Raw genomic sequence first — 12746 nt, forward strand, 5'->3', positions numbered from 1 at the left:
TGATAAAAGTACAAAAGATCACATCAGCTTAATGCTGATGTGATGCATGATTATGTTCTGTTTCTCGTTCATGTTGATGGGTATGTTGACAGTTCATTTCCGCATCATCTTCGATCTGGAGTGTTACCTCAGCAATACCATGTTCATGCGACAACATTTCTGTAGCCGCTTGATGTAGTTGTTTTCGATCTGCGTTAGGTGCAAATAAATGAACGGTTAGGTGAATATTTTTTGAAGTAATCGCCCATACCTTGAGTTGATGAATATTCTCAACACCTTGCAGTGACAATAAATCATTACGCAATTTTTCAATATCCACTTCTTCAGGTACACCCTCCAAAAGAATATTGATACTTTGTCGAAGCAAAATCCATGTTCTCGGTAATACCCAAAAGCCAATCGCTACAGCAATAATCGTATCAACCCAATACCAGTTGGTATAATAAATAACGATTGCACCAATAATCACACCGACAGACCCAAGCGCATCACTGAGCACTTCCAAATAAGCGCCTTTCATATTTAAGCTTTCGGCCGCACTCGACATTAAAATCTTCATCGAAATAAGATTAATGACGAGACCCAAAGAAGCAACAATCAGCATTCCTACACTTTGAATTTCTGGAGGTTGCGTAAAACGTTGGTACGCCTCATAAAGAATATACATCGCAACGAAAAACAGCATTGAAGCATTAAATAATGCTGCCAAAATTTCAAAACGCTGATAACCAAATGTGCGTTTGTTATCCGCTGGGCGTTTAGCAATCTTGATCGCAGCTAATGCAATCGCTAAAGCTGCTGCATCGGTGAACATATGCGCGGCATCTGATAACAGTGCCAAACTTTGTGTCATTAAACCTGCGATGACTTCAACGATTAAAAATGTTGATGTGAGCACCAGTGCAATCGTCAATTTTTTTGCGTTGCCTTCTGTGACCACAGCATGACTATGATCATGCCCTTGATGTCCACTCATGTTGGACTCCTTATCATTATCAGCATAAAACCCATCAGGTTTTACAAGTCAGCCAAAGTTGGGATACCTTGGCTGGTTCAGATTCTTCTTAGTAAAATGTCTTACTACGAAGATAGCATAGATAGATTAAATGGTGCTTTCCTGACTTTTGTTGTTTTTCAACTCATTCATCCAACGATAAACAATGGGCAAAATGAGTAAAGTCAGTAAAGTTGATGAAATAATCCCACCAATCACTACAGTTGCTAATGGACGTTGTACTTCTGCACCTGTACCAGTCGCAATTGCCATTGGAATAAAGCCAAGCGAAGCGACAAAAGCAGTCATTAATACAGGACGTAATCTCAGAATTGCGCCCTGCCACGTGGCTTTATGCACATCAAACTGCTCTCGGAGTTCTTTAATAAAGCTCAACATCACCAAACCATTCAACACGGCGACACCTGAAAGGGCGATAAAACCCACGGCTGCCGACATTGATAAAGGAATGTCTCGAAGCCAAAGTGCAACCAAACCACCAGACAATGCAAATGGCACACCGCTAAACACTAACAAGCTTTCTTTAAAGTTATGGAACACGGCCATCAGTAAAACAAAGATGGTAATTAAAGCGAGTGGAATCACGATCTGCATACGTGCCGCAGCAGAAGCCAAGTTCTCAAACTGCCCACCGTATTCCAACCAATATCCCGCAGGTAAAGGTTGTTGTTTAAGACTTGCTTGCAATTCTTGGACAAATGAACCTAGATCACGCCCTTCTACATTGGCGGTCACAATAACTCGACGTTTACCATTTTCACGTCCGACCTGATTCATTCCTGAAATGGTTTCAACCTTAGCGATATCTTGTAATTGAATCAGACCACCATTCGGTAGTTGGATAGGAAGCTGAGCTAAATTTTGCGCGGTACGTTGACTGTCCGGTAAACGAATCTCAAAATCAAAACGACGGTCACCTTGTAAAATTTGCCCAACATTCTGACCACCGACACTCGCTGCAACGACATCTTGAATCGATTTCACAGACAAGCCATATTGCGCTGCGAGTGCATTATTGATATCCACATTTAACACAGGTAAACCACTGGTTTGTTCAACTTTGACCGCTGTTGCACCAGAGATCTTTTGTACTTTCTGAGCGATCACTTGTGCTTGAGTATTTAGCACATCCATATCATCACCAAAAACTTTGATGCCGACATCGCTACGTACACCCGAAATTAATTCATTAAAACGAAGTTCAATTGGTTGTGAAAATTCACTATTATTTCCTGGGATGGTTTCCAGAAATGCCTGCATCCGCGTCCGTAATTCATCAATGGTTTCTTTTGGATCTTCCCATTGATCTCGTGGTTTTAACAGAATCACTGCATCGGAAATATTGGGTGGCATCACATCAGTTGCAACTTCAGCCGTACCTGTTCGAGCAAACACAGCTTTAACTTCAGAGAAATTCTTTAAGATCAGTTTTTCTGTATTTTCCTGCATTCTTAAAGATTGTTCCAAACCTGTACTTGGAGAGCGCATTTGCTGTAGGGCAAAATCTCCCTCACTCAATTGCGGTGCAAACTCACTACCAATTTGCGTGGTCAACACACCCGTTAAAACTAAAATACTTACTGCTAAAGCAACTACCACCATCTTAAATTGGTAAGCCCAATCTAGGATTTGTTGATATTTTCTTTTCAGCGCTTGCATCCAACGAGATTCTTTTTCTTTCACCTCACCTGTAATAAATAATGCGACTGCCGCAGGGACAAAAGTCACCGATAAAATCATTGCGCCAAGCAGTGCCATCACCACGGTCATCGCCATTGGATGGAAAATTTTTGCTTCTACACCTGTTAAAGCAAAAATCGGCAAGTACACCACCATAATAATCGCCTGCCCAAACAGGAGTGGTTTTCGTGCCTGTCTAGCTGCAAGAAAAACTTCTTTAAAACGTTCTTGTCTTGTTAATAATCGCCCTGCATGATGTTGGGCTTCTGCGAGCCGTCGAATACAGTTTTCGACAATTACTACCGCACCATCGACAATAATCCCGAAGTCTAATGCACCTAGACTCATCAAATTGGCACTAATATTTTGCTCAGCCATTCCAGTTAAGGTAAACAACATCGAAAGCGGAATGACACAGGCAGTAATTAAAGCCGCACGAAAATTACCTAAGAAAACAAAGAGAATTACGATGACGAGGATCGCACCCTCAACTAAGTTCTTTTGAACAGTTTTAATGGCTTTATTAACTAGACTGGTACGATCATAAACCGTTTCAATTTCAACCCCTTTCGGTAAAGTCGGCTGAATTTCTTGGATTTTTGCATCTACCGCTTGGGCAACGGTACGGCTATTTTCGCCCATCATCATCATGGCGATACCCAATACCGTTTCTTCGCCATTATAAGTTGCAGCGCCAGTACGTAGATCATGCCCAATCGCAACCGTTGCAATATCGGCTACACGAATAGGTAAACCATTTTTGACACTTACGGTAATATTTTGAATATCTTCAACAGTGCTCAACATGCCTGGAACACGGACAGTAAGCTGCTGACCATTTTCTTCAATAAAACCTGCACCGCGGTTTTCATTATTTTCCTGTAGTGCTGTTTGAAATTCAGTCAGTGAAATTTGAAGCTGCTGCAAACGTTTTAAATCAGGAGAAACGATATAGGTTTTGTTATAGCCGCCAATACTATTGATTTCGGCTACACCTTTCACTCGCTGCAATTGTGGGCGTACAATCCAATCTTGAATTTCACGCAAATCCATTGCGGTATAAGGTGTACCATCTTCTTTTTTCGCATCAGGTTTGGCTTTAATCACCCACTGATAAATTTCGCCTAAACCTGTAGAAACAGGTGACATCAGTGGATCAACCGCATCTGGCAATTGCCCATCAGCTTCCTGCAAGCGTTGATTAATCAGCTGCCTCGCCCAGTAAATATCAGTACCATCTTTAAAAATAATGGTGACTTGCGATAAGCCGTAACGAGAAATCGAACGGGTTTGCTCTAAATTGGGAATCCCTGCCATCGCAGTTTCAATCGGATACGTAATCCGCTGTTCAACTTCTAAAGCAGTATAACCATTGGCTTGAGTATTAATTTGCACTTGGGTATTGGTGATATCGGGAACGGCATCAATCGGCAGTTTTTGATAACTCCACACCCCGACCGCAATCCATGTCATCGCAAACAGCATCACCCAAATCGCATTATGGATCGCAAATTGAATAATGCGATCAAACAAACCCTCAGGCTTTGGTAATTGAGAGGAATTAGTGTCCATGCGCAGCCTCTCCTTTTTCAAGCTCTGATTTCAGCAAGAAGCTACCTTCAGCGACATAAGATTGACCTGCCGTTAAACCTTGAGTGATTTCAACCCATTGCCCATCCTGCGTACGCTGCCCGATTTGTACAGGGACTGCGATAAAGTCAAAGCCTTTATTTTGATTGGCTTTAGCAACAAAAACGTTATCTTTACCTTCAACCTGTTGAATCGCCTGTGCATTTACACGGATAGCTGACTGTTTTGAGCCTGCTTGCAGTTCTACATTCACCATCAAATTTGGACGTAATTCGGCTGCATTTGACAGAACTTTAGCGCGCACTTGTAAACGCCCTGTTTGTGCATCGGCTTCAGTGGTGAGACTTTGAACTTGTGCGTTAAATTGATTACCTGTTTGCAGGGATTTGAAGCGGATTTGTTGATTTGGCTGAACATTGACGTTAGCGATTGTCGGCATAACAAACTCTAACCAAAGCTGATCAAGTTGATCTATGGTGAACAACTGATCGGCAAGCTGAACATTTTCTCCAATCACAATATCTTTGTTGCTGATCACACCATTCATTGGTGCTGTGAGGGTATACCGTCCATTAGAATTTGAACCTGCGCCGAAAGCGGTTAACCGTGAGCGAGCAGCTTGTACCTGAATTTGCGCTTGACGATAAGTATTATAAGCACGCTGATAATCTTGTTTTGCAGAAATGCCCTGTGACCACAAACTGCGTTCACGTTCATAATCTTGTTTCGCCAAATCCAAATTTGTTTGCGCAATTTGTAGATTGGCTTGTTGATCGACGAGATCTGGAACCAACAAATTGGCTAAAGCCTGACCTCGTTTGACTTGCTGACCCAGTTCAACAAAAACTGACTCCACACGCCCCGCAAAACTCGGCGAAACGTGTGCTTGACGATCTGTATTGACCACCAATTTGGCTGGAAATGTTTGAACTTGATTGACTTCACCTAATGCAACTTGCGCAAGTTTGACATTTTGCTGTTGCATTTGCTCATTGGTCAGGGTGAGTTTTCCCTCTTCTTCACCCTGCTCTTTTTCACCTTCATGCCCTTCTTTTTCATTTTCCTGATGAGCGTGCTCTTGCTCAGCATTCTCGGTATTTTCAGCTTTTGAACCCCATAACAAAGCACCTGCGAGAATCCCCGTGACAACAATAATGATGCTAATCCAAACCCATTGAGAACGTTTCTTTAATGTGTTGCCCATGTTTATTCTCCTAATTGGTTCGGAAATGAATTACTTTGTTGCCAAACACGTTGATTCAATTGCATCAATGCATCTTTAGCAGTGATTTGATCGACAGGAAGACCCATAAGTGCACTTTGAACTTCTACACTCAGCTGCCATGCCTGTTTAAGGAGTTGTACTTTACGTAAGCGAACGTCTTGTAATTGAGTAGTGGCTTGCTGCACGTCAGTCACAGCAAATTTACCGAGACGAAAACCTTCTAAGGTTTTTTGCTGAACTTGGATTGCCAAGGGCACTTGCTGATCATTTAACTGTTTAAATTGCGTTTGTAAGCCACGTATTTCTGCAAGGCGAACGTCGATATCCATCTGATTTTGCTGACGGTAAAAGCGTTGCTGTTGTTGAATCAGTGTTTGTTTGGCTTCAGCGATTTGAATGCCATATTTTTGTGGATTAAAAATATTAAGAGGAATTTCAACGCCTAAACGAATTTGATTTTCAGTATTTTGATCTGCTGATCGGGTCCGATTTACCCCTAAAGTCATAATGGGCTGAGGACGAGATTTTGCTCTGAGCTGCTCGATATTAGCCTGTTGACGTTGCGTTTCTAATTGCAAACTGCGTTCAAACAAATTTTCAATTTGTTGTTGATCCGTTTTGACTTGTGTTGCACGAGACCAAAGCTCATTCGCACTTGGAGCAATCACAAATTGATTGCTATCACTACCTACAAAACCTGCTAACTGCTTTTGTGCAACCTGTAATTGCAAATCTGCTTGCTGAAAAATGCGTTGATTTTCTAAATGAGCCATACGCACACGCTCAACGTCAACTTGAGCAATACTGCCAGCTTGATAACGTTTTACAGTGGCATCTAAATTTTGTTGACTCACTTGCAACTGTTCTGCGATCAATGACTTTTCCAATTGGAATAAAGCCACTTGTGACCATGCGTATTGCACAATCAAATCAAGTTCCGCATTGTAACGTTGCTGTTCAAGGTCAACTTGTGTTGAGGAAAGTTGAGCAACTTTTTGTGCTGCTCGACGCTGACCAAAAAGATCCAAAGCTTGCGAAACACCAATTGCTAACTCTTGATCTTTGTTACTTTGTAAGCCTGTTTGTTCAACAGAAATACTTGGATTCGCCCACAAAGCGCTTTGTTTAAGCTGCGCACTCGCCATTTGTTGCTGTGTTTGCCAACTTGACTGATTCGCTTGATAGCTACGAATCTGTTCGAGAATTTGCTCAAAGTTAGCATTTGATTGCACTACGCGTGCTGCGTTTTTATTTGCATTCAATAACGACTCAGCAGAAACAGATTGACCAACAGCCATCACAGTTAAAGCTGTAGCCAATATCGACCATTTGAATGCTGACAATGAAACTTGATTTTTTAGCGCCTGAGTGCGCTGATTTAAACTTAAAGACATTTTAAGCCCCGCAAATAAATGAAGATTGCGGTGGGCTATTTTTCGGCTACCCCACCTATAGCGGGGTGTAGAGCGGCGGTGGATTTATTCCAGATAAATGCGGGGATTGATAAAAATTCGACCAATAATATTGTTGTTCTGACTGCTGAACTCGTAAAACAGGTGTATCAAGCAGTTGTTGTTCTTCAGTAACAACCACATGAAAACATGATGGTAAATGATCGTGATGATCTTGCAAGCTCAAAGGCATTGGTAAATCAGTCGTATCCTGATTAATCGAATGGATATGCTGTTTCGTTACAACCTCAGCATTCGCAGGAAGATGATGACCAAAATGACTATCTAAGATTGACTGTTGACTAATATTTTCATGTCCACAATACGCGGCAGCCACATTCCAAAGACTTTGGAATATGAACAAACTCAGCAAGACGGAAATGAAAAGACTAGAACGGCGCAAAAGTTTCTCTTTAGACAAAAATTGCTCAAATGGACTATAGCAAGTAAGTTCGATGTAATAAAATTACATTTAGCAAGATAAAAATAGAAAACAAAGTAAATCTGACTGCTTTAAAAAATAATTTAACTCATCAATATATTTATCTTCATGAATAGGAAACTGATTATTTAAATAATCAGTTTCCTAAAAAATTATTTACATTCACAACTTAAGTTAGAATGATGATGCTGCTTTGTAGTCTTGGTTTTCATTTCTTGCTGAGACTGAATATTTTTTTCTAGAAAAATTAATCCGCCATCTGCATTTGCGAGGGTTGCAGAAAATAATAAAACTACTAAGCCTAATTTTACATTTAATTGAATAGACATACTCATTACCTCATTTAAATATTTCAGATTTATTTAAGGATTTAATCCAAAAATAAAATTAATTTGACTTATGCTTTCATCAACCGACCTTAGTACTCATTAAAAGGTCTAAAAAACATAAGGATTTCTTTGCTACTAAAACCAACTGAACAATGAAGGAAGCACACCATGTAAACGTAGCTCTTCAAAAAGCTGAACTAAAGCTGCAACCCAGATAAACCAAACCACTTGCCCCAAAAAAATACGGAAATGTTTTGGAGATACTTGATAAAAATCAGGCTCTTTAAAGTTTTTGAAGCTTGGTAAAAAGCGAGGGGTTGTGCTTACATAATCTGAATATCTTGTTCCATATTTTTTACTCAAGAACACTTCTTCTTGACGCATAACATAATGGTAATAACCAAGAAAATAGATCGTAAATAAGATTGGGAAGACAAACGTCTCTGTCAGAAACATGATGCCAACGCCGCCTAAATAACTAAATAGATATAGTGGATTTCTACAAAGAGAATATGGACCTTCGGTCACTAATTTTGCATTCTTAAATCCTGAAATATAAAGACTGCACCATATTCTCCCCATCACACCAATGCCTACAAACAGCCATCCGAAGAACCATAAAATATGTTCTATAAATGAAGACTGGAAATGCCATTCACTAAAACTCAAAGCAAGAATAATCGCCAATGTAAATCCAATAACTCTTGAACTTACAGTCCGAACACGTGGGGAAAATAAAATATTCATTTTATAGACCTCAATGACTGCAAATCATTAAAGATGAAATAGGAACTTCATTAAAATGATATTTTTGCTGATGAGGAATGGAGGATGAATACTGGAACAAATTGGATTTATGAATGAAGGAAACGTTCCGTAAAGATTTACAAAATCTTGATAAAACTGTAGATAGCATCGTCTTATCAGCATAATGATGAGCACGTTTCAGTGAGTAATCTACAGAGAAGATCGTTGTACTGTATTTACAAGTATAATTAAGCATAGAATAACCCTTTGAAATAGATATATTTCTAGTGGGTTATTTTTTGGCTACCCCACTAATAGCGGGATTGATTCAGGTGGTGGATTAAATTCAGATAAATAAGGGGATTGGTAGAAATTTACCCAATAATATTTTTGTTTTAATTCATGTGCTCTGAAAATTGGCTCATTTAGTTGTTGTTCTGAAGCTAAAACGACTACATTCGTACAGGTTGGCAGATGATCATGATGATCTGTGACATTAATAGATTTCGATGTATCTGAAACCTTTAAATCAACCTCAGCATCACTGCTATTTTTGGTTGAGCTTTCAGAAAAATGATGACCAAAATGCGAATCTGAGATAATTTGTTCAGTTGGATTTTCGTGCGTGCAATAAGCTGCAGCCACATTCCAAATGCTTTGGAATATGAACAAACTCAATAAGACTGTCATAAATACAGCAGAACGTCGCACGTTTGATCAACTGTTCAAAATTTATTGAAGCATAGCAACGAAAGCTTATGTAATAAAATTACATTATTAAGTGAGATTGTTTTAATTACGTAGCCAATCTTACAAGTCCATTTTTTGTACTTCAAATGATAATCTAAGCAATAAAAAAACCAGCTCGAAAGCTGGTTTTTTATCATTCAGGTATTAACCCGTAATTTTCTTATATTTTGAACGCTTCGCTGTTGCAGTATCGCCTAAACGTGACTGACGGTATGCTTCATATTCCGCATAGTTACCTTCGTAGAACTCAGGCTGTTCATTTTCAAATGACAAGATATGCGTTGCAATACGGTCAAGGAACCAACGGTCATGCGATACAACCATTACCGTACCAGGGAATACAAGAATTGCATCCTCAAGCGCACGTAAAGTTTCAATATCCAAATCGTTTGATGGCTCATCCAGTAAGATAACGTTTGCACCTAACTGTAAGATCTTCGCAAGTTGTAAACGGTTACGTTCACCACCTGACAATTCACCAACACGTTTTTGCTGATCTTGACCTTTAAAGTTAAAGCGACCGATATAAGCACGTGATGCAATTTCATAATCGCCGATTCTTAAGATATCTAAACCACCAGAAACTTCTTCCCAAACGGTTTTATTGTTATCCAAAGTATCACGAATCTGACCAACATAAGCCACTTTAACCGATTCGCCTAAAGTCACAGTACCCGTATCTGGTTGTTGTTCGCCTGTCATCATACGGAATAGCGTGGTTTTACCCGCACCGTTTGGACCTACGATACCGACAATGGCTGTAGGCGGTACAGTAAAGGTTAAGTCTTTATAAAGTACACGACCATCAAATGATTTACTGATGCCTTCAACTTCTACGACCTTATTACCTAGACGTGGACCAGGTGGAATGTAGATTTCAGAGGTTTCATTACGTTGTTGGAACTCACGCGAGTTAAGTTCTTCAAAACGCTCCATACGCGCTTTGTTTTTCTTTTGCTGACCTTTGGCATTTGAACGAACCCATTCCAGTTCTTTTTTCAATGCTTTAGCAAAAGATTCTTCTTGCTTGTTTTCTTGCTCTAGACGCGCATTCTTCTGTTCTAACCAAGAAGAGTAGTTACCTTGATAAGGAATACCCATGCCACGGTCAAGCTCAAGAATCCACTCAGCCACGTTATCTAAGAAATAACGGTCATGCGTAATCGCAACGATGGTGCCTGGGAAATCTTTTAAGAAGCGCTCTAACCAAGACACTGATTCAGCATCTAAATGGTTCGTCGGTTCGTCAAGAAGCAACATATCTGGCTTAGAAAGCAATAAACGACATAAGGCAACACGACGACGCTCACCACCAGATAGCAATGATACATCTGCATCCCAAGCCGGTAGATTTAATGCACCTGCTGCTTGTTCCATTTGGTTATTAAGGTTGTGTGCATCCCAAGCATGGATGATTGATTCTAATTTTTCTTGCTCTTTTGCAAGTGCATCAAAATCTGCATCTTCCGCTGCATATTCAGCAAAAACTTCATCTAAACGAGCAAGCGCATCAAGCGGCTCACGTAGACCATCTTCAACGTTACCACGAACGTCTTTGCTTGGATCTAATGGCGGTTCTTGTTCTAAGTAGCCGATTTTGATTCCTGGTTGTGCACGCGCTTCACCTGAGAAATCTTTATCTACGCCAGCCATAATACGGAGTAAGGTAGATTTACCAGCACCGTTCAAACCAAGCACACCAATTTTTGCACCTGGGAAAAATGATAAAGAGATGTCTTTTAAGATTTCGCGCTTCGGCGGAACCATTTTAGACACTCGATTCATCGTATAAATATATTGGGCCACGCAGGACTCCTCAATTGAAAAACCAATAAATCGCAAAAAGCGAAAAATAATCGCACGTATTATACGCTGAAAACCCGATTAACATGAAGTTAAGATCATATTTGTTTAGCTTAATCAAAGGATTTTCTTTTTCAATGGTTTAGCGTATGCAGAAAAATTCCATAACAAAAAATAGAAACAATTCCGCTTTTTCTGTATATGAATAAAAACGCAATAAATCGCATAAATTATGCACCATTATGGATAACTTTTAAGCTACACTCGACTACGATTTAACTCACGTAGATGATGTAAACATGACCTATAAAGATGAAACTTTAGCTATTCATGCGGGATATTCACCAGAAGCCACCACCAAAGCAGTGGCTGTACCTATTTATCAAACCACGTCTTATGCCTTTGATAATACGCAACATGGCGCAGATTTGTTTGATCTCAAAGTTCAGGGGAATATTTATACGCGTATCATGAATCCAACCACAGCAGTGCTCGAACAACGCATAGCAGCACTTGAAGGTGGTATTGGTGGATTGGCTTTAGCATCAGGGATGGCAGCGATCACCTACTCGATTCAAACCATTGCTGAGGCAGGCGATAATATCGCTTCTGTTTCAACTTTATATGGGGGCACCTATAACTTATTTGCCCACACACTGCCGAAACAAGGCATCGAAGTTCGTTTTTTTGATTATCAAAATCCAGAAGCACTACGCTCAATTATCGATGACAAAACCAAATTGGTTTTTGTCGAGTCGATCGGCAACCCTCTAGGCAATATTATCGACTTAGAAGCGATCTCAAAAATTGCACATGAATATGGTGTACCTGTGATTGTCGATAATACCGTGGCAACCCCTGCATTGCTTAAACCATTTGAATTTGGGGCAGATATTGTCATTCACTCCCTCACTAAATACATCGGCGGACATGGCAATAGTATTGGCGGTATTATCGTCGATAGTGGCAAGTTTCCTTGGGGTAAATATCCAGAACGTTTTAAAGCATTAAATACACCCGATCCGAGTTATCACGGCGTAAATTATGTTGAGGTTCTTGGTGAAGCGGCATATATCGCTCGTGCTCGTGTGGTGCCATTACGTAATACTGGCGCGGCGATTAGTCCTCTGAGCGTGTTCCTCATTTTACAAGGTTTGGAAACTTTAAATCTGCGAATGGAACGTCATACTGAAAATGCCATCAAAATTGCAGAATACTTAAAGCAACATCCAAAAGTAAAATGGGTGAATTATGCAGGACTCAAAGATCATCCACAGCATGATTTAGCTCAAAAATATGTGAAAGGTAAACCTTCTGCAATCCTCTCCTTTGGTGTTCAAGATGGAATCGAAGGGGGAACACGCTTTATTGATGCATTACAACTGTTTACTCGCTTGGTGAACATTGGCGATGCGAAAAGCTTAGCTTGTCATCCTGCAACAACAACGCATCGTCAACTTAATGCCGAAGAGCTAAAATCAGCAGGTGTAAGCGAAGACCTAGTCCGCTTGTCTATTGGGATTGAGCATATTGACGACTTAATTGCTGACCTTGAGCAAGCCCTCGCTCAAGTTTAAATTCAATAAAATCAGAAAGCCTCTCATGTAGAGGCTTTTTTTTATTCAAAAAGATATAAATATTATTGCATTTTCAACTATTACAATATCTTATTTTAGAGTATTTGCTCTAAAAATATTATTATATTTCAAATATT

General features: G+C 39.9%; 10 protein-coding genes. 1 reads left to right on the top strand and 9 read right to left on the bottom strand.

What is annotated here, in order from left to right; translation table 11 throughout:
- Window positions 1–28: 28 nt before the first annotated feature.
- The 9 genes from F933_RS07545 to ettA form a co-directional block, all read right to left on the bottom strand.
- Window positions 29–976, bottom strand: coding sequence for a cation diffusion facilitator family transporter (locus F933_RS07545; RefSeq protein ID WP_005052252.1), 948 nt, complete (start codon window positions 974–976; stop codon window positions 29–31).
- Between the two features lie 126 nt (window positions 977–1102).
- Window positions 1103–4267, bottom strand: coding sequence for an efflux RND transporter permease subunit (locus F933_RS07550; RefSeq protein WP_005059971.1), 3165 nt, complete (start codon window positions 4265–4267; stop codon window positions 1103–1105).
- Entirely contained in the window at window positions 4257–5489 is a 1233-nt protein-coding gene (locus tag F933_RS07555; RefSeq protein WP_005059973.1) for an efflux RND transporter periplasmic adaptor subunit, read from the bottom strand. The genes F933_RS07550 and F933_RS07555 overlap by 11 nt, the downstream gene beginning before the upstream one ends.
- Window positions 5490–5491: 2 nt before the next feature.
- Window positions 5492–6904, bottom strand: a complete 1413-nt coding sequence (locus F933_RS07560) for a TolC family protein (protein WP_005059975.1) — start codon at window positions 6902–6904, stop codon at window positions 5492–5494.
- A gap of 55 nt (window positions 6905–6959) precedes the next feature.
- Window positions 6960–7382 carry a cation efflux protein, CzcI-like gene (locus F933_RS07565; protein WP_005059978.1) on the bottom strand — a complete coding sequence of 141 codons (423 nt, stop codon included), beginning with the start codon at window positions 7380–7382 and terminating at the stop codon, window positions 6960–6962.
- A gap of 173 nt (window positions 7383–7555) precedes the next feature.
- Entirely contained in the window at window positions 7556–7732 is a 177-nt protein-coding gene (locus F933_RS17245) for a hypothetical protein (RefSeq protein WP_005059979.1), read from the bottom strand.
- A gap of 135 nt (window positions 7733–7867) precedes the next feature.
- Window positions 7868–8479: a methyltransferase family protein gene (locus F933_RS07570; protein ID WP_005059981.1), complete on the bottom strand. Its 612-nt coding sequence runs from the start codon at window positions 8477–8479 to the stop codon at window positions 7868–7870.
- Window positions 8480–8782: 303 nt separating this feature from the next.
- The gene (locus F933_RS07575) at window positions 8783–9190 is read right to left on the bottom strand and encodes a cation efflux protein, CzcI-like (protein ID WP_338025188.1); all 408 of its coding nucleotides are present in this window, start codon (window positions 9188–9190) and stop codon (window positions 8783–8785) included.
- Window positions 9191–9373: 183 nt separating this feature from the next.
- The gene (ettA, locus tag F933_RS07580) at window positions 9374–11035 is read right to left on the bottom strand and encodes an energy-dependent translational throttle protein EttA (RefSeq protein WP_005059986.1); all 1662 of its coding nucleotides are present in this window, start codon (window positions 11033–11035) and stop codon (window positions 9374–9376) included.
- Window positions 11036–11331: 296 nt separating this feature from the next.
- Between ettA and F933_RS07585 the strand changes: the two genes are divergently transcribed.
- Window positions 11332–12609, top strand: coding sequence for an O-acetylhomoserine aminocarboxypropyltransferase/cysteine synthase family protein (locus tag F933_RS07585; RefSeq protein ID WP_005059988.1), 1278 nt, complete (start codon window positions 11332–11334; stop codon window positions 12607–12609).
- Window positions 12610–12746: the final 137 nt, after the last annotated feature.

This window comes from Acinetobacter beijerinckii CIP 110307, from assembly GCF_000369005.1.
Taxonomy (GTDB): domain Bacteria; phylum Pseudomonadota; class Gammaproteobacteria; order Pseudomonadales; family Moraxellaceae; genus Acinetobacter; species Acinetobacter beijerinckii.

Bases quoted from the DNA above. Each gene is read 5' to 3' on its own strand.
- F933_RS07550 (WP_005059971.1), bottom strand. From the start codon at position 4,267: ATGGACACTAATTCCTCTCAATTACCAAAGCCTGAGGGTTTGTTTGAT.
- F933_RS07555 (WP_005059973.1), bottom strand. From the start codon at position 5,489: ATGGGCAACACATTAAAGAAACGTTCTCAATGGGTTTGGATTAGCATC.
- F933_RS17245 (WP_005059979.1), bottom strand. From the start codon at position 7,732: ATGTCTATTCAATTAAATGTAAAATTAGGCTTAGTAGTTTTATTATTT.
- F933_RS07560 (WP_005059975.1), bottom strand. From the start codon at position 6,904: ATGTCTTTAAGTTTAAATCAGCGCACTCAGGCGCTAAAAAATCAAGTT.
- F933_RS07585 (WP_005059988.1), top strand. From the start codon at position 11,332: ATGACCTATAAAGATGAAACTTTAGCTATTCATGCGGGATATTCACCA.
- F933_RS07570 (WP_005059981.1), bottom strand. From the start codon at position 8,479: ATGAATATTTTATTTTCCCCACGTGTTCGGACTGTAAGTTCAAGAGTT.
- F933_RS07545 (WP_005052252.1), bottom strand. From the start codon at position 976: ATGAGTGGACATCAAGGGCATGATCATAGTCATGCTGTGGTCACAGAA.